The following is a 23,907-nucleotide window of genomic DNA, read 5'->3' as shown; positions in this document are numbered from 1 at the left end:
TGCGGCTTCATCCCTTCGCGTAAATATCCTTATACGTATCGCGCAAAATATTCTTCTGCACCTTGCCCATTGCGTTGCGCGGCAATTCGTCGACGACGAAGACGCGCTTGGGCATCTTGAACTTCGCCAGCCGCCCGTCGAGCGCCTTCAGCACCGAGGCCTCGCTGACATCGGCGCCCTTGCTGCAAACCAAAACGGCGGTGACGCCTTCGCCGAAATCGGCATGCGGCACGCCGATCACGGCGGATTCGATCACCCCGGGCATGGCGTCGATCTCGCTCTCGATTTCCTTCGGGTAGACGTTGAAGCCGCCCGAGATCACGAGATCCTTGCCGCGCCCGAGGATGTGGACATAGCCCTTGTCGTCGATCTTGCCGAGATCGCCGGTGATGAAAAAGCCGTCGCCACGGAATTCGGCCTTGGTCTTCTCCGGCATCCGCCAGTAGCCCTGGAACACGTTCGGGCCCTTGACCTCGATCATGCCGATGGTCTCGCGCGCAAGCTCCTTGCCGCTCTCGGGATCGGTGACCCGCACCGAGACGCCGGGCAGCGCGAAGCCGACCGCGCCGGGCACGCGGTCGCCGTCATAGGGGTTGCTCGTGTTCATGTTGGTCTCGGTCATGCCGTAGCGCTCGAGCACGGCATGCCCAGTGCGTGCTGACCATTCGCGATGGGTGTCGGCGAGCAGCGGCGCCGAGCCCGAGATGAACAGCCGCATGTGCCTGGTGGCGTCCTTGTTCAGGCCGGGATTCTGCAGCAGGCGGGTATAGAAGGTCGGCACGCCCATCATCACGGTGGCGCGCGCCATCAGCTTGATGATCACGTCCGGATCGAACTTCGGCAGGAAGATCATCGAGGCGCGCGCGAATAGCGTCACATTGCTGGCCACGAACAGGCCGTGGGTATGATAGATCGGCAGCGCGTGGATCAGCACGTCCTTGTCGGTGAAGCGCCAGTAGTCGACCAGCGAATACGAGTTCGAGGCCAGATTGTCGTGCGACAGCATCGCGCCCTTGGAGCGGCCGGTGGTGCCCGACGTGTAGAGGATCGCGGCGAGATCGTTGTTGCCGCGCGGCACCGTGGCGAATTCCGTCGCCGCCTTGTCGGCGGCCTCGGTCAGCGAACCCTTGCCGCTGGCACCGAGCGTCTCGACCTTGGCGCCCACCTTGGCTGCGATCGCCTTGATGCCGTCCTGCTTGGAAGGATCGCAGACCACCAGCGCCGGCTCGGCATCGGTGATGAAGTATTCGAGCTCGTTCAGCGTATAGGCGGTGTTCAGCGGCAGGTAGACGCCGCCGGCGCGCACGGTGGCGAGATACAGCACCAGGGCCGAAACCGACTTCTCGGTCTGCGCCGCGACGCGGTCGCCCGGCTTGACGCCGCGCTCAACCAGCACATTCGCCATCTGGCCTGCGCGCGCGATCAAATCGCCATAGGAGATGCGGCTGCCGTCGAGCTGCTCGATCGCGAGCCGGCCGGGGTCGTCGAGGCCGTCGAACAGGCGGGAAAACAGATTGGCGTTGGTGGTCGTGTTCATGCAAAGATTCCCCGAGGGGCGAAGGGCCGGAAGATTTCGGCTGGATTAGCAAAAACGCCCTTCAGAAAGCAACGGAGACAGTTTGCATGACAAATAATGGGAAACGCGTGGCTTGGGTCACCGGCGGCGGCACCGGAATCGGCGAATCCGGGGCGGAATTCCTGGCTACGGACGGCTGGACGGTGGTGGTCTCCGGCCGCCGCAGGCAAGAGCTCGACCGCGTGGTGGCCAGCATCACGAAAAAGGGCGGCAATGCCGAGGCGATCCCGCTCGATGTCAGCAACAAGGCCGATGTCAACAAGGCCGCCGAGGCGATCGTCGCCAAGCACGGCCGCATCGACCTTTTGGTCAACAGCGCCGGCATCAATGTGCCGAAGCGCAGCTGGGCCGACATGGAACTGGAAGGCTGGGACAAACTCGTCGAGATCAACCTCAACGGCGTGCTCTACTGCATGCGCGCGGTGCTGCCGACGATGCGCAAGCAGAAGGACGGCTGCATCATCAATGTCGCCTCCTGGGCCGGCCGCCACGTCTCGAAGATGCCGGGCCCGGCCTACACCACGACCAAGCACGCGGTGCTGGCACTGACCCATTCCTTCAACATGGACGAATGCGTCAACGGCCTGCGCGCCTGCTGCTTGTCGCCGGGCGAGGTCGCCACCCCGATCCTGAAGCAGCGGCCGGTGGTGCCGAGCGAAGCCGAGCAGGCCAAGATGCTGCAGCCGGAGGATTGCGGCCGCACCATCGCCTTCGTCGCCAGCATGCCGGCGCGGGTCTGCATGAACGAGATCCTGATCAGCCCGACGCACAACCGCGGTTTTATTCAGACGCCGGCGAACCGGGATTAGAGTAGCTCTCACAACGGTCGTCCCGGCGAAAGCCGGGACCCATAACCACAGGGTCGGATTGTTGGGCGCGCTGTGGCTCCAGCGACGCCCGATAACGGCCGTTCGTGGTTATGGGTCCCGGCTCGCGCTTCGCTTGGCCGGGACGACGGCGTGGATGGTTGTGCGATCTACGTCACTCGATGATCTCGTTCAATTCCTTGCCGGTATGCTCCGGCACGAACAGGTACACGCCGATCGCCATCGCGATCATCAGCACGGGGATGCAGAGGAACGACAGCGCGAACGAGCCGGTATGCTGCTGGAGCGCGATCGAGACGAAGGGGAACAGCACGAAGCCGACGAAATAGGCGATCGCCCAGACCACGCCGTTGGCGGCGCCGCGGATCCGGGTCGGGAAGATCTCCGCGGTCAGCGTCGTGCTCGGCCCCCAGAAGCCGAGGAAGCCGAGACACCAGGCCAGCCCGAACGCCCACAGCAGCACGCGGTCCTCGGAATAGACCCAGAGCGTCATGAAGATCGCGCCCTCGATCAGGGTGATGATGAAGGTGCGGCGGCGGCCGATCTTGTCGATCAGCCAGCCGACCAGGCACAGTCCGAGGAAGCCGCACAGCCCGTAGAACACGTAGAACAGGCTGTATTCGGCGGTCGACCAGTGCTTCTCGGTCGACAGGTATAGCGGCATCCAGGCGCCGACCGTGCCGTAGATGCATGTGCTGGCACAGGCGACGAACAGCGCGACAAGCGTGGCGGGCAGCACGTCGGGCATGAACACCTGGCGGATGCCGACCGACTTGGCCTTGCCGAACCAGGCGCTGTCCTCGGCGCTGACCGTGCCGCCGCGCGCCAGCGTCTCCGAGATGCGCCGCTTGCGGTCCTGCGCGCGCACCCAATAGGGCGATTCCGGGCAGGTGGAGCGGATATAGATCGCGAGCAGCGCGATCACGCCGGGCACCATCACGGCGATGCGCCAGCCGAAATTGGCGGCCACGAGCCCGGTGATCGCGCCGGCGAGCGTGGCGCCGAGGCACCAGGCCGAGCGGGTGATGCTGATGACGCGGCCGCGGAGCCGGGCCGGCCACGTCTCCGCCACCAGCATCGAGCCGAGCGACCATTCGCCGTTGAGCGCGAAGAACAACAGCGAGCGCGCGATCACGAACACCGCGAAGGTCGGCGACATCGCCGCGACCGGCATCAGGAGCGAGAACAGCGCGATATTGACGGCGAGCAGCGTGCGGCGACCGTAGCGGTCGGCGAGCCATGGCCAGAAGTAAAGCCCCGCGATGCCGACGAACAGCGCGATCTGCATGCCGGAGCGGTACTCCGGCAGGCTCAGCGAAAATTCCTTGATCACCATCGGCGAGATCAGCGCGAAGATCACGCCGTCCATGCCGTCGAAGCCCCAGCCGAGCGCGTTGGCGGTGGCGATGTGCCAATGCGTTTTCGTGATCTCGGTTGTGTCCGCAACCGCGCGGTAGTTGGCGTATTGCAGGTGCTTCTGCTCGAGCGGACCGATGTCGATGCTTGCATCGCTCACCGCAGGTGCGGCGTGGCCGTCAGCCGTGATGCTGCTCATGATGCCTCCCCGCGGCCGCTTTCTGCGAAGCCGTGCCGCAACCTCAAGCTGAACCAATCGGCTAGTGGCGGCAAGCAAATTGCTCGCGGCAGCGCACGCGTCCATTCCGCTGAATGGAATGCGTGGCGGGTTGCGCGAGGCGTCGTGTGTACGCAGCGCGCGCCGGCCGGTTTCAACAATCACAAAGAATTATTTCCGGAAACCGTCCGGAAAACCTGCCGTAGCTCGGCCAACGACGACGCATTCATCAACCAGCACGCGGCGTTGTTGCCCCTTCAACGCCGGCGAAGCCTCGCCGGTCGGCCTACTCATCGGGAGACGAAACCATGTCGAAGCGTATTGCCTATCTCACCGCCGCCGCCTTCAGCGCGCTCGCGATCACGGCCACTGTCGTGGCGCCGGTCCGCGCCGAGGAAAAGACCGTGATGGTCGGTGGCGCCGCGATGTTCCCGTCGAAGAACATCGTGCAGAACGCCGTCAATTCGAAGGATCACACCACGCTCGTCGCCGCGGTGAAGGCCGCGGGCCTGGTCAGCACGCTGGAAGGCAAGGGCCCGTTCACGGTGTTCGCGCCGACCAATGCCGCGTTCGGCAAGCTGCCGGCCGGAACCGTCGACAGCCTGGTCAAGCCCGAGAACAAGGCGACGCTGACCAAGATCCTCACCTACCATGTGGTGCCGGGCAAGCTCGAGGCCTCCGACCTCACCGACGGCAAGAAGCTGAAGACCGCCGAGGGCGAGGAACTGACCGTGAAGAAGCAGGACGGCAAGGTCTGGATCGTCGATGCCAAGGGCGGCAGCTCGATGGTGACGATCTCCAACGTCAACCAGTCGAACGGCGTCATCCATGTGGTCGACACCGTGCTGATGCCGGCGACGTAACACCTGGCGGCCTGATTTAGTCCCTCAAAGGACCCGCGACATAGCGAGCCGGCGCCTCGCCCCGGCTCGCATTTTTGTGACTATATCAAGTGGCGTAGATCAAACTGATGGTGCGCGACCCCGTAACGGAACGCCGGTTCCGGGCGTATAACCCGGTAACGACCACGAGCAGAGATATCCCATGACGAGCCTTGCCGTCAGCGACCACCAGACAGAGACCGCGGCGCCCGCGAAGGCGATCCAGCCGGTCTGGGTGCGCATGGTGCACTGGATCAACGCCTTCGCGATGATCCTGATGATCATGTCCGGCTGGCAGATCTACAACGCCTCGCCGCTGTTTGGCTTCACCTTCTCGCGGAGCATCACGCTCGGCGGCTGGCTCGGCGGTGCGCTGCTCTGGCACTTCGCGGCGATGTGGCTGTTGATGGTCAACGGCCTGGTCTATCTGGCGCTGGGTTTTGCCACCGGCCGCTTCCGCAAGAAGCTGCTGCCGATCACCCCCGGCGGCGTGATTGCCGACACCAAGGCGGCGCTGACCTTCAAGCTGTCGCATGACGATCTCAGCAAATACAATTCCGTGCAGAAATTGCTCTATGCCGGCATCATCATCGTCGGCGTCGTGATCGTGCTGTCCGGCCTGTCGATGTGGAAGCCGGTGCAGTTGCATTGGCTGGTGTCGCTGTTCGGCGGCTACGATTTCGCCCGTTATGTTCACTTCACCTGCATGGCGCTGATCGTCGCCTTCCTGGTGATCCATGTCGCGCTCGCGCTGCTGGTGCCGAAGAGCCTGCGCGCCATGATCATCGGACGCTGAGGGAGGTAGTCATGGGTCGTCTCCGCAAGCTCCTGATCCCCGGTGTCGACAAGAAGCTGCTCGTGCGCGATGCGGTGAAGACGATGCCGGAGCTGACGCGCCGCCGCTTCATCACGGCGGGGACCAGCCTCGGCGCGCTGACGCTGCTCACCGGCTGCGACGTGGTTGATTCGTCGTCGGCCGAGGAAATGCTGAAGCAGGTCTCGAAGTTCAACGACGCGGTGCAGGCCTGGATGTTCAATCCGGATGCGCTGGCGCCGACCTTTCCCGAGAGCATGATCACCAAGCCGTTCCCGTTCAACGCCTATTACGATCTTGACGACGCGCCTGAGATCGCAGGCGCCGACTGGAAGCTCGAGGTGCGCGGGCTGGTCGAGAACAAGAAGTCGTGGACGCTCGACGAATTGTACAAGCTGCCGCAGGTCAAGCAGGTGACGCGCCACATCTGCGTCGAGGGCTGGAGCGCGATCGGCAGCTGGACCGGCACGCCCTTGCGCGATTTCCTCAAGCTGGTCGGCGCCGACACCCGCGCCAAATATGTCTGGTTCCAGTGCGCCGACAAGGACGGCTACAACTCGCCGCTTGACATGCGCTCGGCGCTGCACCCGCAGACCCAGATGACGTTCAAATTCGGCGACGAAATCCTGCCGCGCGCCTACGGTTTTCCGATGAAGATCCGGGTCCCGACCAAGCTCGGCTTCAAGAACCCGAAATACGTGCTCTCGATGGAAGTCACGAACGACTACAAGGGCGGCTACTGGGAAGACCAGGGCTACAATTCGTTCAGCGGGAGCTAACTTGCTGTCGTCCCGGCGAAGGCCGGGACCCATACTCCGCAGCCGCGGGAATAGGTACGAGGGGAGACGCTCCCTTCCATCACAACCAGTTGTGGTTATGGGTCCCGGCCTTCGCCGGGACGACGGGGGATTACGATCCCACCTTCCTCTGAAACGCCGACAGCAGCGCGCCGAGCGCGAGCATCGCGGCCGAGACGTTCAACGCGAACGACAGGCTGCCGACCGCGTCGGTGATGGCGCCGACCACGATCGGTCCGAGCGTCTGGCCGATGCCGAAGGCGATGGTCATCGCCGCGATCGCGGTCGGCCAGGATTGCGGCGGGTAGTTGAAACGCACGAAGGCGGTGGTCGAGCCGACCACAGCGAAGAAGGCGACGCCGAACACCAGCGCCGAGATCGCCAGCAGCAGCGGCGAATGCCCGAAGATCGGTAGAGCCGCGCCGAGCGCGTTGACGCCGAGGATGATGGTGGTGGCGAGCCCGCCGCGGTCGAGCGCCAGCACCCGCCCCCAGACCCAGGGCGTGACGAATGCGCTGACGCCGATCAGGCTCCAGAACGCGCTCTGTGCAGCCGCGCCGCCGCCGCCGTCGCGGACATAGGCGATCATGAAGGTCATGTAGGCGATGTAGCCGGCACCGAACAGGAAATAGGCGGCGAGGTAGATCAGGACCGGCATCACAGCGAATTGGGTCCGCACGATGCCGCCGGCGGCGGCATTGGCGTGGAGCGGCGCCAGCATCAGCGGCACGGTCATGATCGCGGAAAGCAGCGTCATCGCCCACCACACGATCCACCACGAGCCGGCGCCGAAACCCTGCAGCACGAAGGGCGCGATCAATCCGGATGCGAGGATGCCGACGCCCGGCCCGGCATAGAACAGGCTGAGCAGGAAGTTCGCGCGTTCCGGGCGCGATTGCGCGATGGTTGCCGCGAGCGCGCCGCCGCCGACGAAGCCGATCGCGGCGGCGAAGCCGACCAGCAGGCGGGCAAAACTCAGCACCACGAAATTGCCCGAGAGGGCGCAAAGCGCCAGCGACAGCGCGCAGGCCAGCGTCGACCATCGCACCGATGCGGTAAGCCCGAAGCGCTCAATCAGGCGCGAGGCGAGCAGCGCGCCGGCCAGATAGCCGGCGGCATTGATCGTGTTCATGAAGCCGGCGGCCGAATAGGACCAGGCCAGCGAGTCGCGCATGTCGGGCAGCACCAGCGAATAGGCAAACCGGCCGATGCCGAGACCGACCGTCGGTGCGAGCGACAGAATAAGGATCAGCCGCGCGGGATGCGGGTAGGACGGGGCGGGGGCTCTCACAATTCACTCCGGCAATGCCCGCATTGTGACAGGCCGCGGCGGCGCTGCCCAGCGCCGATGCCCGCAACACTGTCTTGCATATCAGGCAATCAGGCGATCAGGACCAGCGCGACGCCGATCACGGTCAGCAGGGTGCCGCCGACGATCCGCGCGGTAATCTCGACATGCTTGAGCATCATCGCGCTCATCACCACGGTGACCAGCGGATAGATCGCGGCGAGCGGCGCCACCAGCGTGATCGGGCCGTTGCGGACCGCGGCGAACAGGCTGAGCGCGCTGAGCCCGTTGCTGATCCCGGTCAGCGCAAACCAGAATCGGCCCTCGCGCGGCGCCTGCACCATGAAGCTGCCCTTGCGGACCCGTTGCACAATCAGCACCACCAGCGAGGACATGACGTAGCCGACCAGGCAGGCCCATAGCGGGCTTGGCCAGATCGCAAGGCCGAGCTTGGCGATCGGCGGCACGATGCCGCGCACCAGCGCGCTGGCGAGCGGCAGCAGCAGGGCCCAGTTGCGCCAATGGCCGAGGTCGCGCGGCCTCGTCACGGTGATGATGGCGGCGCCCGCGACCGCGACGACGAGCCCGATGAGCTGCTGCGGCAGCAAGGGCTCGTGCAGCAGCACCACGGCGGCGGTGACCGCAAACAGCGGCGCCAGATTGCCCAAGGTCGAGGTGATGACTGGTCCCAGTGCCCGGTTCGACGCAAAGGTCAGGAGCGTCAGCGAGGCCGGGAAGAACAGCCCGATCGCCATGAAGATCGGCAGGGCGCGCCAGACCACCGGCTCGCCATGCAGGATCAGCGGCGACAGCACCAGGAACAACAGGGTGAAAGAGGGCACGCTGATCGCGGCGCCCGACAGCGGCTCGACGGTGCGCAGGCCGAGCTGCGCCAGCACCACCCCGGCGCCGAGGAAAATCGCCGAGGCGAAGGCGTAGACGATGGCTGCGGTCATGAGGTCCGTCTTGTTGGCTTCTTGTTAGCTTCTTGGGGCGCGGGTTGCTCGTTGGGGCCATTCTGGGCCGATCCGGGGTGCCTTGCCAATCCGGCTCCGGCGTTTTAGCACTCCGGCCGGATTTCCCCCGCTCGTCATGCCCGGGCTCGACCCGGGCATCCATCCATCTTCAGAGAGGTCTTTCGAAGCGGGATGGATTGCCGGGTGATCTGTGCGAGGACGCGCTTCGCGCTCTTGCCCGGCAACGACAACAACGATTAGTTCGAGGTAACACCATGGCGACCCATAAACTGCTGCTTCTCCCCGGCGACGGCATCGGCCCCGAAGTGATGGCCGAGGTGCAACGCGTGATCGACTGGCTGAATGCGCAGGGCATCGCGAAGTTCGAGACCGAGCAGGGCCTGGTCGGCGGCTCCGCCTATGACGCCCACAAGGTGTCGATCTCCGAGGGCGACATGGCCAAGGCGATGGCGGCGGACGCCGTGATCTTCGGCGCGGTCGGCGGCCCGAAGTGGGACAACGTGCCCTATGAGGTCCGCCCCGAGGCCGGCCTGCTGCGGCTGCGCAAGGATCTCGGCCTGTTCGCCAATCTGCGTCCGGCGGTGTGCTACCCGGCGCTCGCCGAGGCCTCGAGCCTGAAGCGCGACGTGGTCGAGGGTCTCGACATCATGATCGTGCGCGAGCTCACCGGCGGCGTCTATTTCGGCGAACCGAAGACCATCACCGATCTCGGCAACGGCCAGAAGCGCGCGGTCGACACCCAGGTCTACGACACCTACGAGATCGAGCGCATCGGCCGCGTCGCCTTCGACCTGGCGCGCAAGCGCCGCAACAAGGTGACGTCGATGGAGAAGCGCAACGTCATGAAGTCGGGCGTGCTCTGGAACGAGGTCATGACCCAGGTCCATGCGCGCGAATACAAGGACGTCACGCTCGAGCACCAGCTCGCCGATTCCGGCGGCATGAACCTCGTCAAGGCGCCGAAGCAGTTCGACGTCATCGTGACAGACAATCTGTTCGGCGACATGCTGTCCGACATCGCGGCGATGCTGACCGGCTCGCTCGGCATGCTGCCGTCGGCCTCGCTCGGTGAAGTCGACTCGAAGACGAAGAAGCGGCACTCGCTGTTCGAGCCGGTGCACGGCTCGGCGCCCGACATCGCAGGCCGAGGCCTCGCCAACCCGATCGCGATGATCTCGTCGTTCGGCATGGCGCTGCGCTATTCCTTCGACATGGGCGAACTCGCCGACAAGGTCGATGCCGCGATCGCGGCCGTGCTCGCCAGCGGCTTGCGCACCGCCGACATCAAGTCGGAAGGCACCACGCCGGCCAGCACGAGCCAGATGGGCGAGGCGATCCTGAAGGAATTGCAGAAGCTGCACGCGTGATGGCGCGCGGCTGACACAAACACGATGTCGTCCCGGCGAAGGCCGGGACCCATACGCCGCGGCTTCTCAATCTGAAGCGACTGGCAGACGAGCGTCATAACCAACAGCAGTGGTTATGGGTCCCGGCCTTCGCCGGGACGACGCAGGACGTTGAACATCAGTAAGCTGGGCAAAGCGAAAGCGCGCCCACCCTACACTTTGATCCAAATAAAAATGCCCGGCCGGAGCCGGGCATTTTCGTATCGGCTGCTCGCCGAAATTCTCAATACAGCGGGAAATTCCGCGGATAGCCGCCGAGATCGGCCGGCGTGCTGAGCGGCTGGCGATCGATCGGGCGGTTGTTGTTCTCGCGTGCGAACGTGGGGTAGCCGATCTCCGGCGGGTACGCGTAGTCGTTAAACTTGCGATCGCCCGGCAGCACTTCGGTGCCGGCGTCGAGCCACGAGCGCGTGGTGACGTAAACGCGGGTGCGCGGACCCTGCTGATAGACGCGGTTCGGACCCTGCGCGCCGTAATAGCGGCGGCCGTCGCGATCATACTGCTCCTGCTGCTTGCGCTTGGCCGGGCTCTGCGCGCTGGCCGCGGTCATGCCGAACGCGGTTGCGGTGACGGCAGCCGCGGCAAGCAACACCACGAGCTTGTTCGCGGCAGGGAATTTCAAGGTCATCGCATCCTCGTCATTACGGCCCCGTCGGGGGCTGGCGCGTCCGCCAAAATCACTTGGAACACATTGTAGCCATGGTGGGGAGGCCGTCACTAGGTCAATTGCGCCACACCGGCTGAGATAATGCGTGTCCAAGCGCAAAAGTTTCATGAAAACCAGTGCCTTGCCACGGTCTCGCCATCAAAGGGCGCCGCGCAGCCGTGGGTTCTCGCTGCCCATGACCCAGTCGGCCGACAGGGCCGGCGCGCCGGAGGTAACGCAGTCGGTGCGCTTGAGCTCGGCATGCGCGAACAGGGCGGCGAGCCGCGGATCGTTGCCCGCGGCCAGCAGGGTCAGGCGGTTCAGCATGCAGACGATCGCGGCGCGCCGGGCCGGCAGGCTGGTGCCCTGGCAGGTCCAGCCGGAGATCCGGAGGTCAGGCGCGTCGGCCTGCTTGAGGAAGCCGAGGCAGGCGCGGTCGCCGTCCTGCCGCGCCGGGCGCAGCAAGGTGACGCTGCCGAACTTGCTGTCGACGATGCCGGCCGCCTCGAGCTCGCGGACGCCGCTCGGGTCGAGCCGCCCGGCAATCTCGGTGACCGCAGGCCCCATGGCCTCGCCGCCGGGGCGGTAGATTTCCAGCTCGGCAACCGGTGCACCGTTGGCATCGGCCCAGCGGAAGACGTCCTTGCGGCCGCCTTCGGGGTGCCGGAGGATCTCATAAGTCTCTGTTTTATCTCGCAGATCGAGCCGGCTCACGGCAAACGCCGGCGCCAGGCGGCCGGCCGGGCTCCAGCCCACGGCGGCAGGGGCCGCCATCGCCGTTGCGTCGGGCAGCTGCTTCCATAGATAGTTGCCGAGGACGACGAACAGGGCGAGCACGGCGACATAGGCGAACAGCCGGGAGAGCGTGGCGTACACCTCGTCGACGAAGCTCGTCAGCGCTGACGGAATTCTCGTATGATGGGGCGCGGCCGGATCGGCCCGAAATAAACGCATCAAAACGCTCAAAAGCTACGCAACGTTGTCTTGATGGGGTTTCTCGCATAGAAGCGCTGCCTCTTCCCTTTCCGCAGCTTGCGGGGGAACGGGCATTTTTCGTCGGAGAGTGAACGATGGGTTACAAAGTCGCGGTGGTCGGAGCGACCGGCAATGTCGGGCGCGAAATGCTCAACATTCTCGACGAGCGCAAATTCCCCGCCGACGAGGTCGTCGTGCTGGCCTCGCGCCGCAGCGTCGGCATCGAGGTCTCCTATGGCGACCGCACGCTGAAAGTGAAGGCGCTCGAGCATTATGACTTCTCCGACATCGACATCTGCCTGATGTCGGCCGGCGGCTCGGTCTCCAAGGAGTGGTCGCCCAAGATCGGCGCCGCCGGCGCGGTCGTGATCGACAATTCCTCGGCCTGGCGGATGGACCCTGACGTGCCGCTGATCGTGCCGGAGGTCAACGCGGATGCGGCCGCCGGCTTCACCAAGAAGAACATCATCGCCAACCCGAACTGCTCGACGGCGCAGCTCGTGGTCGCGCTGAAGCCGCTGCACGACAAGGCGACGATCACGCGCGTCGTGGTTTCGACCTATCAATCGGTGTCGGGCGCCGGCAAGGACGCGATGGACGAGCTGTTCTCGCAGACCAAGGCCGTCTACACCAATGACGAGCTGGTCAATAAGAAGTTTCCGAAGCGCATCGCCTTCAACATCATTCCGCAGATCGACGTCTTCATGGAAGACGGCTTCACCAAGGAAGAGTGGAAGATGATGGTGGAGACGAAGAAGATCCTCGATCCCAAGATCAAGTTGACCGCGACCTGCGTGCGCGTACCGGTCTTCGTCAGTCACTCCGAGGCCGTGAACGTCGAGTTCGCCAACCCGATCACGGCGGACGAGGCGCGCAACATCCTGCGCAATGCGCCGGGCTGCCTCGTGATCGACAAGCACGAGCCGGGCGGCTACGTCACGCCCTATGAGGCCGCCGGCGAGGACGCGACCTATATCAGCCGCATCCGCGAGGATGCGACGGTGGAGAACGGCCTATCGTTCTGGTGCGTGTCGGACAATCTGCGCAAGGGCGCGGCGCTGAACGCCGTGCAGATCGCCGAGGTCCTGATCAACCGCAAGCTGATCACCGCGAAGCAGAAAGCGGCCTAGCAGCGGAAATCGGGAAGCGCGTGCCATGGCGGAAGCGGAAGAACCGGCGACCTACCGGCCCAATCCGACGCTGAAGCGCGTCGAAAGAAGCTTCGAAAGCCTGCTCTTCAACAGCCGCTGGCTGATGGCGCCATTCTATTTCGGCCTCGTCATCAGCCTCGCGGCATTGCTGCTCAAGTTCTGCATGGAGCTGTGGCACTTCATCCTGCATGTGCCGCAGGCCAAGGAATCCGACATCATCCTCGGCGTGCTCGCCCTGATCGACATCTCGCTGACCGGCAATCTGATCCTGATCGTGGTGTTTTCCGGTTACGAGAATTTCGTCTCGAAGATCGATCCGGAAGGGCACCCGGATTGGCCGGACTGGATGACCAAGGTCGATTTCGGCGGCCTGAAGCAAAAGCTGCTGGCGTCGATCGTCGCGATCTCGGCCATTCAGGTGCTGAAGGCGTTCATGAACATCGATACCATCTTCGATCCCAGCAAGCTCGCCTGGCTCGTCGGCGTGCACCTGGTGTTCGTGGTCTCGGCCTTCATGCTCGCGATCTCCGACCGCTGGGGCAGCGGCCATCACGGCGGGGAGTAGATGCTAGAGCGTTTTCGGTTCTGATTGAATCAGAACCGAAGCTCTAGATTCTTGTCTTGACGCGTTTTCTTCACGCGAACCGGTGTCCACTTCGCTCGAAAACGCTCTACCCGCCTGATTTCAGCTCGTCGCGGACGCTGATGAATTCCTTCGCGACCCGGTCGAGCACGAACAGCGAGCCTTCGGCAACGCCGAAATAGGCGCCGTGCAGCTGCATCTCGCCGCTCTCCACGCGCTCGCGCACGAACGGGAAGGTCATCAGGTTCTCCAGCGAGCGGAACACCGCGGCCTTCTCGATGCGGACGACGAAATCCTGCATCGTCTCATGCTCGCGTTGCTCGACGACCTCGCCGGGCTTGATGAACATCTGCATCCATTTGCCGATGAAGTCGCCGGGCGTGAGCGGCTTGATCTTGTCGACGAAGGCACGGATGCCGCCGCACTGGGCGTGGCCCAGCACCACGATGTTCTTCACCTTCAAAACGGTCACGGCATATTCCAGCGCGGCCGAGACGCCGTGGGCGTTGCTGTCGGGCTGATAGACCGGAACCAAATTGGCGATGTTGCGGACCACGAACAACTCGCCGGGGCCGGCGTCGAAGATCACCTCCGGCGAGACGCGGGAATCGCAGCAGCCGATCACCATGGTCTCGGGAAACTGGCCGCGCTCCGACAGGTCGCGGTAGCGCGACTGTTCGGTCGGCAGCCGCTGGGTCGCGAACGTCCGGTAGCCGTCGATCAACTGCTTCGGAAAGAATTTCATGGCCTCTGGCTAACCACATGCGGGTAACGGGAACAAGACTTTCGGCGTGTGGCCTGAGATGATACGGCAGCGTTGAAGAATGGTTCCGCCCGATGCCTAAACAATGGACACTGGCGGAGCCCAAGCCCCCAGGAGAATGTCGATGACCCGTCCGCGCCGCAGCCTGTTGTTCATGCCGGGATCGAATGCACGGGCGCTGGAAAAGGCCCGGACGCTGGCGGCGGACGGCATTATCCTCGACCTGGAGGATTCCGTGGCTCCCGACGCCAAGGCCACAGCCCGGGAGCAGATCGCCAAGGCGGTCGCGGCCAGGGGCTTTGGCAAGCGCGAGGTCCTGATCCGCATCAACGCGCTCGACACGCCCTGGTGGGTCGACGACATCGGCATGGCCGGCAAGTCGCAGCCCGACGGCATCCTGGTTCCCAAGATCTCGACCGTCGCCGATCTCAATGCCGTCGCCGATCGCCTCAGCGACATCAATGCGCCTGCCTCGATCCGGGTCTGGGCGATGATCGAGACCGCGCGCGCGGTGCTCGACGCCGACAAGCTGGCCGCGGCATCGAAGGATTCCGAAACCCGGCTCGCCGGCTTCGTGTTCGGGCCGAACGACATTGCGCGCGAAACCCGGATCCGGATGAAGCCGGGCCGCGCGGCGATGATCCCGATGATCACGCATTGCATCCTGGCGACCCGCGCGCACGGGCTCGAGATCCTCGACGGGCCCTACAGCGACATCAGCAATGTCGACGGCTTCGCCGAGGAATGCGCGCAGGGCCGCGATCTCGGCTTCGACGGCAAGACGCTGATCCATCCGAGCCACATCGATGCCTGCAACGCGATCTTCACGCCGCCGGAGACCGAAGTCGCCGAGGCGCGCAAGATCATTGCCGCCTTCGAGAAGCCGGAGAACGCCTCGCGCGGCGCGATCCAGCTCGACGGCCGCATGGTCGAGCGCCTGCACGCCGAAATGGCCAGGCGCACCATCGCGATCGCCGATGCAATCGCCGCGATGGGGCATTAGCCCAGCGAAGCGTCTTCCCTTCTCCCCCTGTGGGAGAAGGTGGCGCGAAGCGCCGGATGAGGGGTTGTCTCCGCTAGCGAGATTTATCCGTGCGGAGAGAAACCCCTCACCCGCACTCGCTTCGCGAGCGCATCCTCTCTCACAAGGAGAGAGGGTAAGACCGCGCCTGTATCAGCTGCCAAACCTCTCCGACGCCCATGATATGCCATAGCCGCGGGGCGGTCGCATGATTTCTGAATAATAGAAGAGTGCCGCTGATTTGCCCGACGAGTCAAGCTGCCATGTCGAGCGCCGGCAGCCGCCGGCTACTTTGCATGGGGTTGTTTTCGATATTTTGGCGGTGCGCCCCTCCAGGGGAGGGTGATTATCGCGTCCCAAACCTCTCCGCCGCCCACGCGTAGAGGCTGCCCGGGATCGGCGCCTCCTTGCCGCGTCCCTTCGGCGAGATGTGCAGGCCGATGATCCCGGGATCATTCAGGTAGCGCGAAAAATCCGACGGTTCGAAGAACAGTCTCGGCTCGGCGTGCACGGCGTAGAATGATCGCTTCGGCAGCGCGTGCTGCAATTCGCCAGCGCGACGCGCCAGCGCGGTGAGCGCCGCCGGGCCGTAGATCGCGACGCGGATGTCGGCGAGGCGGCTGGATTTGCCGCGCAGCCGGCGCATCGCAAAGGTCAGGCGGTGGCGCAGCGCCAGCCAGTCCGGGATCAGTTCGTCCTGCTGCATCAGCGCCTCGAACGCGCGCACGATCGGATCGTCGGGCGGCAGATACAGCACGGAGTTGCCGAGCTGCCGCGGCCGCTCCCAGGCGAAATATGGCTTTGCCGGATCGAGCTCGACGCCTTTCAGCAGCAGCACGTCGGCGTCGAGCCAGAGGCCGGCGCGCTGCGCCATCAGCCGCATGCGGAAGAAGTCGCTGAACTGCAGCATGGTCCAGTCGCGCCACGAGCCGTCGGGCTCCGCCGGGCGCAGCTTCTCCGCGAACGAATGCGGCAGCACGGCCTCGGCTTCGGCATTGCCGATACCGTCGGGCAAGCCGGGAATCGGATCGAAGCTGTAGACGGTGACCTTGTGCCCCGCCGCCAGCTGCGAGCGCAGGCAGGTCTGGCGCAGCGCGTCCATCGAGCCGTGCCAGAAGGTGACGATGTCAGGCAGCATGCGCGTCAGCTATCAGCGGGTTTGCGGCGAGCGAATTCGGCAAAGAAAAGCCCCGGCGCCTGACGGCACCGGGGCACGATGATGCGCTGAGCCTCAAGCCCAGGCGCGTTCCTTGAGCTTGGTCTCGTAGCTGTCGATCGACTTCTTCTTCTCCATCGTCAGGCCGATGTCGTCGAGGCCGTTGATCAGGCAGTGCTTGCGGAACGGATCGATCTCGAACTTGACCGTGCCGCCGTCGGGGCCGCGGATCTCCTGGTTGGGGAGATCGATGGTCAGCGTCGCGTTGGCGCCGCGCTCGGCGTCGTCGAACAGCTTGTCGAGGTCCTCCTGCGACACGCGGATCGGCAGGATGCCGTTCTTGAAGCAGTTGTTGTAGAAGATGTCGCCGAACGAGGTCGAGATCACGCAGCGGATGCCGAAGTCGAGCAGCGCCCAGGGCGCGTGCTCGCGGCTCGAGCCGCAGCCGAAATTGTCGCCGGCGACCAGCACCTTCGCGTTGCGATAGGCGGGCTGGTTGAGGACGAAATCGGGGTTCTCGCTGCCGTCATCCTTGTAGCGCTGCTCGGAGAAAAGCCCCTTGCCAAGGCCGGTGCGCTTGATGGTCTTGAGGTACTGCTTCGGAATGATCATGTCGGTGTCGACATTGATGATCTTCAGCGGCGCCGCGACGCCTTCCAGCGTGGTGAACTTGTCCATCGGTGCTCTTCCCGGGCAAAAAATAGCGGATATCGGCCGGATGTTTATCGCGAATGTGACAGCGGTAAAAGGGCCATTTCTGCAGGGCTAGCCCGCATCGGCCTCAATCGCCTCCATATCGGCGTCGGAGAGGCCGAAATGGTGCCCGATCTCATGGATCAGCACGTGGCGGACGATGTGGCCGAGGGTCTCGTCGTGCTCCGCCCAGTAATCCAGGATCGGCCGGCGGTACAGCCAGACCAGGTTGGGCAGCCGGGCCACGTCGCTATGGCTCTGCTGCGGCAGGCCGATGCCCTGAAACAGGCCGAGCAGGTCGAACTCGCTCTCGGCCTGCATCTCGTCGAGCACCTCGTCGGTCGGGAAATCATCGACGCGGATGATCAGGCCCTCGCAGAGGGCCCGGAACGTCTTGGGCAGGCGCTCGAAAACCTCGTGCGCCATGGCCTCCATCTCGGCGAGCGAGGGGGCTTTTTCTGTGGTCCACATGACACTCCTTTAGCGCGAGTGCCATCGGCGGCGCCAGCGCAGTTGACCTTGGCGGCGCAATGGGAGACCGTGCCGCCCACGAATGGGGCTCAAGAATCGAGCTTGGGTGGGCGTAATGAAACGGATCGTGGCGGCAGCGTCGTTGGCTGTAGCAGTCGGGCTCTCGCTCCCGGCGACGGAGGCGCAGGCACAGAGCGCGGCAGCTGAGGCGCGCGTCGGGCAGGCGGCACCGGTCGTGCGCGAGCGCGTCGTCGAGCGCCGCCGGCTGAAGCGTGTGCCGATCTACCGGTCCCGGCCCGATCATTGGGAACCCGATGTCATCCCGCGCTACAATCCCGGTCCGAACGCCGTCCGCGACTGCACCGCGACCTATGTGCAGGAGCACCGGCCGAGCGGTACCGTGATCACGCCGCGCATGAACTGCTTCTGGCGGCCGGGCTAGTTACGCGTATGTCGGCGCGTTGCGCCGATCATCGCAACAGCCGCGATCAATCCTGTCGTCCCATAGACCACCGCCGCCATCAGCATCCGCGTGCGATGGCATGCGGTGCCCATGCCGCCGCTCGGTCCTTGCGAGGCGAGCGCGACATCGATTGAAATGATGGAACCGCCGAGCGCTGCTGCGCCGAGTGCCAACCATTTGCGCGGGCCTTGTTGTGCCATTGGCGATGTCCTGCGAGAGGCACCTCACAACATGCGACCATAGTCTATGCCGGATTTACGCATCGACACGAAAAATCCTGCGGCTGTGGCGGAACCTGAAGCGCGCTCGCAGCATTCATGATCGTGGCGCAGTTATTCACTTCCCATTCACGTCGTCCGCATTCTGCTTGCGATCTGCGTCGCGGCAACGGGGGTCGATTCGAAAGCTCAAGCGTTTTCCAGCGGAGCCTGTCCCGCACGTGAAGCGGGATGGACGTCGGCTCGCGTGACGAAAACGCGTCAAAGCAAGATCTGATCGTTCGTTGCAAGACGTGACTTAAAGGGATCAAGGAGACAATTCATGAAGGCGATGAAGGTTCTGGGACTGGCGGCCGTCGGTGCCGTGTTGGTGTTGGCGGCGCCGGCCGAGCGTGCAAGCGCGATGTCGCTCGCCACGCCGGGCACAGCCGCAACGGTTCAGGACAACGCGAACCAGACGACCACGCAGGTACGCTGGGGCGGGCGCGGCTGGCATCGTGGCTGGCATCGCGGACATCACCGCGGCTGGGGGCATCGTCGCCACTGGCGCCGTTGATCGCGCGGCGTATCAGCGCAGATGAGACACAGGCCCGTGAGCAGCGGGCCTGTTGTCGTTCTCAGCCATCAAACCGGCAGATTCGCTCACGCGAGATGATATCAATCGCAATCTGCAGGAGTTGATCATGATGAGATGGATCGGTGTTGCGGCTGTCGCTTGTGCATTCGCGTTGACAGCGCCGGCATCGGCAACCGCCGCGGCATCAGCCAAGCCGCAGGCCGCGGCACCACAGCGGCAAGCAGGCAAGGCGACTGATATCAGCGCGCAACGCCATCATCACCACTACCACCGTCGCCACTATCACCACGGCTACCGTCCCTATTACCGGCCGTACTACCGGCCCTATTCCCATTATCGGCCGTACGGCTCCTATTATTACGGGAGGCCCTATTACTATCGGCCGTACCCATATGCCGCGCCGGCGCCATTCACCTTCGGCTTCGGGTTCGGCCCGTTCTGGTAATGCGCGCCGTCGCGCTGGGCGCGATCAGCGCTGCAACGAGAGAGCAGCTCCGATCGGAGCTGCTCCGCCCGCCTCAGGGCGCGAAGCCCCTCGCCAGCAGCACAATGCCCTGCGCACCCGCCTTGCGATCCTTCGAGATCTCGACATATTCGGGCGACTCCGACCAGGCGCGGAATGCGGCTTCGTCAGGGAACGACATCAGCACCAGCTTGTCGCGATCCCAGCTGCCCTCGAGCACCGCGGGCTGTTCGTCGGCCGACAGCAGGCGTCCGTTGAACTTCCTGAACACGTCGAAGAAGCGCGCCTGATACCGATCATAGGCGGCGCGATCGGTCATCTTGAGTTGCACGATCACATAGACAGTCACTGACGTTCTCCCGGACGTTTCGTCGCAGCGTTTTGCGCGTTCATGGCGCATTCAGTCAGCGGTTTCTAGCGTCATGCCGGGAGCGACTGCAATGAACGCAATGAAGCCGGCTGCCATGCAGCGTGGTGCTCGTTGCCGTTGTCAGGGAGGTTCAGAGATGAGGGAGAGCTATTTGCGGCGCGGATTGGTGCGTCGTCTCGGCGTTGCGGCGGCCGCGGTCCTCGCATTGTCGGTAGCCTCGCAGCAGCGCGCCGAAGCGCTATCGCTGGTGAGCCCGGGCGCCGCGCCCGCAGCAAAGTCTGTGGCCGATGCCATGACGACCCAGGTCCGGCACGGCGGTGGCCACGGCGGCGGAGGTTTTCATGGTGGTGGCTTCCGCGGCGGCGGGTTTCACGGCGGTGGGTTCCGCGGCTTCCATGGTGGCGGCTTCCGCGCCGCACCGGCGTTCCATGGCGGCTATCGCCATGCCGGCTTCCATCGCCATTATGGCGGTTATCACCGCTTCTATGGCGGCGGTTACCGCTACGGCTATCGGCCCTATTATCGCCGGCACTTCCATCACCGGCGCTTCTTCTACGGATCGTCCTACTATTACCCGGCCTACTATCATCACCGCCGTTGCCGGGTGGTCTGGACCTATTACGGGCCGCGCCGGATCTGCCGGCCGTATTGGCACCACCGCCACCACTGGCGGCCGTACCGGGTCTATTGGTAAAGCCTGAAACGACAGCGGGCGCCTCACGGCGCCCGTCTTGTCGGGTCACTCTCTTTGCGCGCCAGAGCGTGTTCGAGCGAAGTGGACGCCGGTTGGCGTGAAGAAACCGCGTCAAGCAAGAAGCGCTAATCCCAGTTCTTCAGCTTCCAGGACTTTATCTTCCACGGCGTCAGGTTTTCCATCCGCCATTGCGTCCAGCGCTCCGGCGGCCAGTGGCTGAGGCGCGAGGTTTCCTTCACCTCGGGAAGCGGATCGATGATGCGCGCTACTGCACGACGGCGCTTCTGGCGCGTCGCGTCGCTGATCATGTCGACGAATTCGGGTTTATCGGCCACGGCACGCGCTCCTTGCGAAGGCTCGTTTTCGCAAGGAGGCAGTGTGCGTGCGCCCCGTTAACGAGCCGTTTCCGAAACGACTCGAGCTTGAGACGAAACCCGCGCGTACCTTACCGCCAGTCGCGGACGTCGACGAAGTGTCCGGCGATCGCGGCGGCCGCGGCCATCGCGGGCGAGACCAGATGGGTGCGGCCCTTGAAGCCCTGGCGGCCCTCGAAGTTGCGGTTCGAGGTCGAGGCGCAGCGCTCTTCCGGCTTCAGCTTGTCCGGGTTCATCGCAAGGCACATCGAGCAGCCCGGCTCGCGCCAGTCGAAGCCGGCCGCAATGAAGATCTTGTCGAGGCCTTCGGCTTCCGCCTGCTCCTTCACGATGCCCGAGCCCGGCACGATCATCGCGTTGACGTTGGCGTTGACGGTCTTGCCCTCGGCGATCTTCGCAGCGGCGCGCAGGTCCTCGATGCGGCCGTTGGTGCAGGAGCCGATGAAGACGCGGTCGAGCTTGATGTCGGTGATCTTCGTGCCGGCGGACAGGCCCATATATTTCAGCGCGCGATGCTTGGAGATGCGCTTGGCCTCATCGGCGATCTTGTCGGGATCGGGCACGAAGCCGGTCACTGAGATGACGTCCTCAGGGCTCGTACCCCAGGTGACGATCGGCGGCAGCTTGGCCGCATCGAGCCGGATCTCGTGGTCGAAATGCGCGCCCTCGTCGGAGCGCAGCGTCTCCCAGTAGCGCATCGCGGCGTCCCAGGCGGCGCCCTTCGGGGCCTTCGGGCGGCCGCGCAGGAAGTCGAACGCCTTCTGGTCGGGCGCAACCAGGCCGGCGCGCGCGCCGCCTTCGATCGACATGTTGCAGACCGTCATGCGGCCTTCCATCGAGAGCGCACGGATCGCCTCGCCGGCATATTCCAGCACGTAGCCGGTGCCGCCGGCGGTGCCGATCTCGCCGATGATCGCCAGGATGATGTCCTTGCCGGTCACGCCGTCGGGCAACTTGCCGTCGACGATCGCGCGCATGTTCTTGGCCTTCTTCTGGATCAGCGTCTGCGTCGCCAGCACATGCTCGACCTCGGAGGTGCCGATGCCGTGCGCGAGCGCGCCGAACGCGCCATGCGTCGAGGTGTGGCTGTCACCGCAGACGATGGTGGTGCCGGGCAGCGTAAAACCCTGCTCCGGGCCGATGACGTGGACGATGCCCTGACGCTTGTCGAACTCGTTGTAATACTCGATGCCGAATTCCTTGGCGTTCTCCGCCATCACCCGCATCTGCTCGATGCTTTCCGGATCGGGGTTCGGCTTCGAGCGATCGGTGGTCGGGATGTTGTGGTCGACGACGGCGAGCGTCTTCTCCGGCGCGTGCACCTTGCGTCCGGCGGCGCGCAGGCCTTCGAACGCCTGCGGCGAGGTCACCTCGTGCACCAGATGGCGATCGATATAGAGCAGGCAGGTGCCGTCCTCGGCCTCGTGGACCAGATGGTCGTTCCAGATCTTGTCGTACAGCGTGGTCGGTTTGGACATGAGCTTCAGCTCCAGAAGAAATTCAGTGGTGGAATGGCATGAGCGCGTCTTAAGCGCGCGGACAGGCGAAAGCGTCCAGGCAGCGTTACGCTGCGGGTCTAAGCTCTGACGTTGCCGACGTCGCAAAGCGCCCGAAGAAGCGGCCGGGCAGCCGCGAGCGATCATCGATCACGACGCGGTTGCAGGTCTGACTTGGACAGCGCTGGCTTGCTTGATCCGGAACCATTCTAAATTTCTAACACAGGGCTCGCGCCCGCGACAATCGATCCATGCGCGGGCCTGCACGCCAGATAGGTATGCAGCAACAAAAAAGCGCGGGGCAGGCCCCGCGCTTTTGGTCACATCAGGTTGTCGTTTGACGCGTTTTCTTGACGCGAACCGGTCCCCACTTCGCTCGAAAACGCTATGAAGGGAAACGTTACTCGCCGACGGCGGTCTGACGGTCCTGCTTCTCGACGATGCGGGCCGACTTGCCGCGCAGGTTGCGCAGGTAATAGAGCTTGGCGCGACGAACCTTGCCGCGACGCACGACCTTGATCGAGTCGATCATCGGCGACATCACCGGGAAGACGCGCTCGACGCCTTCGCCGTAGGAGATCTTGCGCACGGTGAAGCTCTCGTTGAGGCCCTGGCCGGAACGACCGATGCAAACGCCCTCATAGGCCTGCACGCGGGTGCGCTCGCCTTCGACCACCTTCACGTTGACGATGACGGTGTCGCCGGGTCCGAATTCCGGGATAGTCTTGGTGGCGGCGAGCTTGTCGAACTGCTCTTTTTCGAGCTGCTGAATCAGGTTCATTGAAATCTCCATCGGCGGCGCGCCCAGCCTTTCGCGGGCTGCGCAAACGTCCATCTATCCTGCGCGGGTGCGGATTTGGCCGCCCGTATAAGGCAAAGCGCAGGGTTTGTCACCCGTCTGTCTTGTTTTTTGTCCCTCGCCGAGTGGCTTTTTGGCCCGCCTTGCGGGCCCAGAGATCGGGCCGCCGGGCCGCCGTCAGGGCCTCGGACTGGGCCAGCCGCCAGGCCGCGACCTTGGCGTGATCGCCGGAAATCAGGATTTCCGGGATTGGCTTGCCCTCGAACTCCTGCGGGCGGGTGTATTGGGGGTATTCCAGTAATCCCTCGGAAAAACTTTCCTCGGTTCCCGAGGCCTGCTTGCCCATCACCCCCGGCAACAGGCGGACGCAGGCGTCGATCAGGGCCATCGCGGCGATTTCGCCGCCGGACAGCACATAATCGCCGATCGAGACCTCCTCGAGGCCCCGCGCCTCGATCACCCGCTGGTCGATGCCCTCGAAGCGGCCGCAGACGATCAGGGGGCCGGGGCCGGCCGCAAGCTCCGCGACCTGGGCCTGGCCCAATGGCCGACCCCGCGGGCTCATCAGAAGGCGCGGGCGGTCAGGCGCGATATCGGCGGCGTCGATCGCCGCCGCCAGCACATCGGCCCGCAGCACCATGCCCGGACCGCCGCCGGCCGGCGTGTCGTCGACGCTGCGGTGCTTGTCGGTGGCCGAGGCCCGGATGTCGCGCGCTTCCAGCGCCCAGAGTCCGCCAGCCAGCGCCTTGCCGGCGAGGCTCACGCCGAGCGGCCCCGGAAACATGTCCGGGAACAGGGTCAGCACGGTGGCGCGCCATGGTGTCGCCTGGGCTGGGGTCTCTTGCGATGTCATGG

General features: G+C 64.6%; 28 protein-coding genes. 12 read left to right on the top strand and 16 right to left on the bottom strand.

From position 1 onward, the window contains the following. Positions 1 to 7: 7 nt before the first annotated feature. Entirely contained in the window at positions 8 to 1,537 is a 1,530-nt protein-coding gene (locus QJT82_RS15210) for a malonyl-CoA synthase (protein WP_028340865.1), read from the bottom strand. 86 nt (positions 1,538 to 1,623) lie between these two features. On the opposite strand from QJT82_RS15210, the gene QJT82_RS15205 reads away from it, so the two are divergent. Continuing rightward, a complete protein-coding gene (locus QJT82_RS15205; RefSeq protein ID WP_028340864.1) occupies positions 1,624 to 2,385 on the top strand; it encodes an SDR family oxidoreductase in 762 nt (253 codons plus the stop codon). Positions 2,386 to 2,557: 172 nt separating this feature from the next. On the opposite strand, the gene QJT82_RS15200 is transcribed toward QJT82_RS15205, so the two are convergent. Then, the gene (locus QJT82_RS15200) at positions 2,558 to 3,958 is read right to left on the bottom strand and encodes an MFS transporter (protein WP_028340863.1); all 1,401 of its coding nucleotides are present in this window, start codon (positions 3,956 to 3,958) and stop codon (positions 2,558 to 2,560) included. Positions 3,959 to 4,284: 326 nt separating this feature from the next. Here QJT82_RS15200 and QJT82_RS15195 point away from each other — a divergent pair, with 326 nt between their 5' ends. The 3 genes from QJT82_RS15195 to QJT82_RS15185 all read left to right on the top strand — a co-directional run bounded on the left by QJT82_RS15195 (position 4,285) and on the right by QJT82_RS15185 (position 6,450). Beyond that, positions 4,285 to 4,839, top strand: a complete 555-nt coding sequence (locus QJT82_RS15195) for a fasciclin domain-containing protein (protein ID WP_028340862.1) — start codon at positions 4,285 to 4,287, stop codon at positions 4,837 to 4,839. A 181-nt stretch (positions 4,840 to 5,020) separates the two neighbouring features. Beyond that, the gene (locus QJT82_RS15190) at positions 5,021 to 5,653 is read left to right on the top strand and encodes a cytochrome b/b6 domain-containing protein (protein WP_028340861.1); all 633 of its coding nucleotides are present in this window, start codon (positions 5,021 to 5,023) and stop codon (positions 5,651 to 5,653) included. A gap of 11 nt (positions 5,654 to 5,664) precedes the next feature. Then, positions 5,665 to 6,450 (top strand): molybdopterin-binding protein, encoded by a 786-nt coding sequence (locus QJT82_RS15185; protein WP_028340860.1) that lies wholly within the window; start codon positions 5,665 to 5,667, stop codon positions 6,448 to 6,450. A 130-nt stretch (positions 6,451 to 6,580) separates the two neighbouring features. On the opposite strand, the gene QJT82_RS15180 is transcribed toward QJT82_RS15185, so the two are convergent. Both QJT82_RS15180 and QJT82_RS15175 read right to left on the bottom strand, forming a co-directional pair. Next, positions 6,581 to 7,759: a YbfB/YjiJ family MFS transporter gene (locus tag QJT82_RS15180; protein ID WP_051447871.1), complete on the bottom strand. Its 1,179-nt coding sequence runs from the start codon at positions 7,757 to 7,759 to the stop codon at positions 6,581 to 6,583. An 89-nt stretch (positions 7,760 to 7,848) separates the two neighbouring features. Then, the gene (locus QJT82_RS15175) at positions 7,849 to 8,712 is read right to left on the bottom strand and encodes an EamA family transporter (RefSeq protein ID WP_028340858.1); all 864 of its coding nucleotides are present in this window, start codon (positions 8,710 to 8,712) and stop codon (positions 7,849 to 7,851) included. Positions 8,713 to 8,987: 275 nt separating this feature from the next. Between QJT82_RS15175 and leuB the strand changes: the two genes are divergently transcribed. Then, the gene (leuB, locus tag QJT82_RS15170) at positions 8,988 to 10,100 is read left to right on the top strand and encodes a 3-isopropylmalate dehydrogenase (protein ID WP_028340857.1); all 1,113 of its coding nucleotides are present in this window, start codon (positions 8,988 to 8,990) and stop codon (positions 10,098 to 10,100) included. Positions 10,101 to 10,362: 262 nt separating this feature from the next. Here leuB and QJT82_RS15165 read toward each other — a convergent pair whose 3' ends face one another. Both QJT82_RS15165 and QJT82_RS15160 read right to left on the bottom strand, forming a co-directional pair. Beyond that, on the bottom strand, positions 10,363 to 10,767 hold the full coding sequence (locus QJT82_RS15165) for a hypothetical protein (RefSeq protein WP_016847645.1): 405 nt from the start codon (positions 10,765 to 10,767) through the stop codon (positions 10,363 to 10,365). Between the two features lie 177 nt (positions 10,768 to 10,944). After that, positions 10,945 to 11,739, bottom strand: a complete 795-nt coding sequence (locus QJT82_RS15160; RefSeq protein ID WP_028340856.1) for a hypothetical protein — start codon at positions 11,737 to 11,739, stop codon at positions 10,945 to 10,947. Between the two features lie 116 nt (positions 11,740 to 11,855). On the opposite strand from QJT82_RS15160, the gene QJT82_RS15155 reads away from it, so the two are divergent. Both QJT82_RS15155 and QJT82_RS15150 read left to right on the top strand, forming a co-directional pair. Further along, positions 11,856 to 12,890, top strand: coding sequence for an aspartate-semialdehyde dehydrogenase (locus tag QJT82_RS15155; protein WP_028340855.1), 1,035 nt, complete (start codon positions 11,856 to 11,858; stop codon positions 12,888 to 12,890). 25 nt (positions 12,891 to 12,915) lie between these two features. Then, on the top strand, positions 12,916 to 13,476 hold the full coding sequence (locus QJT82_RS15150; RefSeq protein WP_028340854.1) for a TIGR00645 family protein: 561 nt from the start codon (positions 12,916 to 12,918) through the stop codon (positions 13,474 to 13,476). A 106-nt stretch (positions 13,477 to 13,582) separates the two neighbouring features. Here QJT82_RS15150 and QJT82_RS15145 read toward each other — a convergent pair whose 3' ends face one another. Further along, on the bottom strand, positions 13,583 to 14,239 hold the full coding sequence (locus tag QJT82_RS15145) for a carbonic anhydrase (protein WP_028340853.1): 657 nt from the start codon (positions 14,237 to 14,239) through the stop codon (positions 13,583 to 13,585). A 142-nt stretch (positions 14,240 to 14,381) separates the two neighbouring features. On the opposite strand from QJT82_RS15145, the gene QJT82_RS15140 reads away from it, so the two are divergent. Then, positions 14,382 to 15,260 carry a CoA ester lyase gene (locus QJT82_RS15140; RefSeq protein WP_028340852.1) on the top strand — a complete coding sequence of 293 codons (879 nt, stop codon included), beginning with the start codon at positions 14,382 to 14,384 and terminating at the stop codon, positions 15,258 to 15,260. A 364-nt stretch (positions 15,261 to 15,624) separates the two neighbouring features. On the opposite strand, the gene QJT82_RS15135 is transcribed toward QJT82_RS15140, so the two are convergent. The 3 genes from QJT82_RS15135 to QJT82_RS15125 form a co-directional block, all read right to left on the bottom strand. Continuing rightward, complete coding sequence (locus tag QJT82_RS15135; protein ID WP_028340851.1) at positions 15,625 to 16,416, bottom strand: hypothetical protein; 792 nt, start codon at positions 16,414 to 16,416, stop codon at positions 15,625 to 15,627. 93 nt (positions 16,417 to 16,509) lie between these two features. Further along, positions 16,510 to 17,112 carry a 3-isopropylmalate dehydratase small subunit gene (gene leuD, locus QJT82_RS15130; protein ID WP_028340850.1) on the bottom strand — a complete coding sequence of 201 codons (603 nt, stop codon included), beginning with the start codon at positions 17,110 to 17,112 and terminating at the stop codon, positions 16,510 to 16,512. Between the two features lie 87 nt (positions 17,113 to 17,199). After that, a complete protein-coding gene (locus QJT82_RS15125) occupies positions 17,200 to 17,598 on the bottom strand; it encodes a metallopeptidase family protein (protein ID WP_016847635.1) in 399 nt (132 codons plus the stop codon). Between the two features lie 115 nt (positions 17,599 to 17,713). Between QJT82_RS15125 and QJT82_RS15120 the strand changes: the two genes are divergently transcribed. Continuing rightward, positions 17,714 to 18,040 (top strand): hypothetical protein, encoded by a 327-nt coding sequence (locus QJT82_RS15120; protein WP_028340849.1) that lies wholly within the window; start codon positions 17,714 to 17,716, stop codon positions 18,038 to 18,040. Here the strand turns inward: QJT82_RS15120 and QJT82_RS15115 are convergent. Further along, the gene (locus QJT82_RS15115; RefSeq protein WP_264641747.1) at positions 18,037 to 18,261 is read right to left on the bottom strand and encodes a hypothetical protein; all 225 of its coding nucleotides are present in this window, start codon (positions 18,259 to 18,261) and stop codon (positions 18,037 to 18,039) included. The genes QJT82_RS15120 and QJT82_RS15115 overlap by 4 nt on opposite strands. 340 nt (positions 18,262 to 18,601) lie before the next feature. On the opposite strand from QJT82_RS15115, the gene QJT82_RS15110 reads away from it, so the two are divergent. Both QJT82_RS15110 and QJT82_RS15105 read left to right on the top strand, forming a co-directional pair. Then, entirely contained in the window at positions 18,602 to 18,835 is a 234-nt protein-coding gene (locus QJT82_RS15110) for a hypothetical protein (RefSeq protein WP_016847632.1), read from the top strand. A gap of 127 nt (positions 18,836 to 18,962) precedes the next feature. Next, complete coding sequence (locus tag QJT82_RS15105; protein ID WP_028340847.1) at positions 18,963 to 19,301, top strand: hypothetical protein; 339 nt, start codon at positions 18,963 to 18,965, stop codon at positions 19,299 to 19,301. 73 nt (positions 19,302 to 19,374) lie between these two features. Here the strand turns inward: QJT82_RS15105 and QJT82_RS15100 are convergent, their stop codons facing one another. Then, on the bottom strand, positions 19,375 to 19,668 hold the full coding sequence (locus tag QJT82_RS15100; RefSeq protein ID WP_028340846.1) for a DUF1330 domain-containing protein: 294 nt from the start codon (positions 19,666 to 19,668) through the stop codon (positions 19,375 to 19,377). Positions 19,669 to 19,825: 157 nt separating this feature from the next. Here QJT82_RS15100 and QJT82_RS15095 point away from each other — a divergent pair, with 157 nt between their 5' ends. Further along, a complete protein-coding gene (locus QJT82_RS15095; protein ID WP_035631601.1) occupies positions 19,826 to 20,383 on the top strand; it encodes a hypothetical protein in 558 nt (185 codons plus the stop codon). Between the two features lie 125 nt (positions 20,384 to 20,508). Here QJT82_RS15095 and QJT82_RS15090 read toward each other — a convergent pair whose 3' ends face one another. From QJT82_RS15090 to trmD, 4 genes are all read right to left on the bottom strand, one after another. Then, a complete protein-coding gene (locus QJT82_RS15090) occupies positions 20,509 to 20,718 on the bottom strand; it encodes a hypothetical protein (RefSeq protein WP_016847629.1) in 210 nt (69 codons plus the stop codon). A 110-nt stretch (positions 20,719 to 20,828) separates the two neighbouring features. Beyond that, positions 20,829 to 22,235 carry a 3-isopropylmalate dehydratase large subunit gene (leuC, locus tag QJT82_RS15085; protein ID WP_028340844.1) on the bottom strand — a complete coding sequence of 469 codons (1,407 nt, stop codon included), beginning with the start codon at positions 22,233 to 22,235 and terminating at the stop codon, positions 20,829 to 20,831. Between the two features lie 418 nt (positions 22,236 to 22,653). After that, a complete protein-coding gene (gene rplS / locus QJT82_RS15080; protein ID WP_021078824.1) occupies positions 22,654 to 23,034 on the bottom strand; it encodes a 50S ribosomal protein L19 in 381 nt (126 codons plus the stop codon). A gap of 109 nt (positions 23,035 to 23,143) precedes the next feature. Beyond that, on the bottom strand, positions 23,144 to 23,905 hold the full coding sequence (trmD, locus tag QJT82_RS15075) for a tRNA (guanosine(37)-N1)-methyltransferase TrmD (RefSeq protein ID WP_051447869.1): 762 nt from the start codon (positions 23,903 to 23,905) through the stop codon (positions 23,144 to 23,146). Positions 23,906 to 23,907 lie beyond the last annotated feature (2 nt).

It is taken from the genome of Bradyrhizobium sp. Mp19 (assembly GCF_029952935.1).
Lineage (GTDB): Bacteria > Pseudomonadota > Alphaproteobacteria > Rhizobiales > Xanthobacteraceae > Bradyrhizobium > Bradyrhizobium elkanii.
Note: the sequence above shows the minus strand (reverse complement) of the source record. Positions and strands in the feature narration are given on the sequence as shown.

Excerpts from the sequence above, each read along its gene's own strand:
- QJT82_RS15175 (WP_028340858.1), bottom strand. The coding sequence starts at position 8,712 with ATGACCGCAGCCATCGTCTACGCCTTCGCCTCGGCGATTTTCCTCGGC.
- QJT82_RS15105 (WP_028340847.1), top strand. The coding sequence starts at position 18,963 with ATGATGAGATGGATCGGTGTTGCGGCTGTCGCTTGTGCATTCGCGTTG.
- QJT82_RS15165 (WP_016847645.1), bottom strand. The coding sequence starts at position 10,767 with ATGACCTTGAAATTCCCTGCCGCGAACAAGCTCGTGGTGTTGCTTGCC.
- rplS (WP_021078824.1), bottom strand. The coding sequence starts at position 23,034 with ATGAACCTGATTCAGCAGCTCGAAAAAGAGCAGTTCGACAAGCTCGCC.
- QJT82_RS15115 (WP_264641747.1), bottom strand. The coding sequence starts at position 18,261 with ATGGCACAACAAGGCCCGCGCAAATGGTTGGCACTCGGCGCAGCAGCG.
- QJT82_RS15145 (WP_028340853.1), bottom strand. The coding sequence starts at position 14,239 with ATGAAATTCTTTCCGAAGCAGTTGATCGACGGCTACCGGACGTTCGCG.
- leuD (WP_028340850.1), bottom strand. The coding sequence starts at position 17,112 with ATGGACAAGTTCACCACGCTGGAAGGCGTCGCGGCGCCGCTGAAGATC.
- QJT82_RS15200 (WP_028340863.1), bottom strand. The coding sequence starts at position 3,958 with ATGAGCAGCATCACGGCTGACGGCCACGCCGCACCTGCGGTGAGCGAT.
- QJT82_RS15120 (WP_028340849.1), top strand. The coding sequence starts at position 17,714 with ATGAAACGGATCGTGGCGGCAGCGTCGTTGGCTGTAGCAGTCGGGCTC.
- QJT82_RS15135 (WP_028340851.1), bottom strand. The coding sequence starts at position 16,416 with ATGCTGCCTGACATCGTCACCTTCTGGCACGGCTCGATGGACGCGCTG.
- leuC (WP_028340844.1), bottom strand. The coding sequence starts at position 22,235 with ATGTCCAAACCGACCACGCTGTACGACAAGATCTGGAACGACCATCTG.
- QJT82_RS15160 (WP_028340856.1), bottom strand. The coding sequence starts at position 11,739 with ATGCGTTTATTTCGGGCCGATCCGGCCGCGCCCCATCATACGAGAATT.
- QJT82_RS15195 (WP_028340862.1), top strand. The coding sequence starts at position 4,285 with ATGTCGAAGCGTATTGCCTATCTCACCGCCGCCGCCTTCAGCGCGCTC.
- QJT82_RS15205 (WP_028340864.1), top strand. The coding sequence starts at position 1,624 with ATGACAAATAATGGGAAACGCGTGGCTTGGGTCACCGGCGGCGGCACC.
- QJT82_RS15095 (WP_035631601.1), top strand. The coding sequence starts at position 19,826 with ATGAGGGAGAGCTATTTGCGGCGCGGATTGGTGCGTCGTCTCGGCGTT.
- QJT82_RS15140 (WP_028340852.1), top strand. The coding sequence starts at position 14,382 with ATGACCCGTCCGCGCCGCAGCCTGTTGTTCATGCCGGGATCGAATGCA.
- QJT82_RS15190 (WP_028340861.1), top strand. The coding sequence starts at position 5,021 with ATGACGAGCCTTGCCGTCAGCGACCACCAGACAGAGACCGCGGCGCCC.
- QJT82_RS15150 (WP_028340854.1), top strand. The coding sequence starts at position 12,916 with ATGGCGGAAGCGGAAGAACCGGCGACCTACCGGCCCAATCCGACGCTG.
- QJT82_RS15110 (WP_016847632.1), top strand. The coding sequence starts at position 18,602 with ATGAAGGCGATGAAGGTTCTGGGACTGGCGGCCGTCGGTGCCGTGTTG.
- QJT82_RS15185 (WP_028340860.1), top strand. The coding sequence starts at position 5,665 with ATGGGTCGTCTCCGCAAGCTCCTGATCCCCGGTGTCGACAAGAAGCTG.
- QJT82_RS15125 (WP_016847635.1), bottom strand. The coding sequence starts at position 17,598 with ATGTGGACCACAGAAAAAGCCCCCTCGCTCGCCGAGATGGAGGCCATG.
- QJT82_RS15210 (WP_028340865.1), bottom strand. The coding sequence starts at position 1,537 with ATGAACACGACCACCAACGCCAATCTGTTTTCCCGCCTGTTCGACGGC.
- leuB (WP_028340857.1), top strand. The coding sequence starts at position 8,988 with ATGGCGACCCATAAACTGCTGCTTCTCCCCGGCGACGGCATCGGCCCC.
- QJT82_RS15155 (WP_028340855.1), top strand. The coding sequence starts at position 11,856 with ATGGGTTACAAAGTCGCGGTGGTCGGAGCGACCGGCAATGTCGGGCGC.
- trmD (WP_051447869.1), bottom strand. The coding sequence starts at position 23,905 with ATGACATCGCAAGAGACCCCAGCCCAGGCGACACCATGGCGCGCCACC.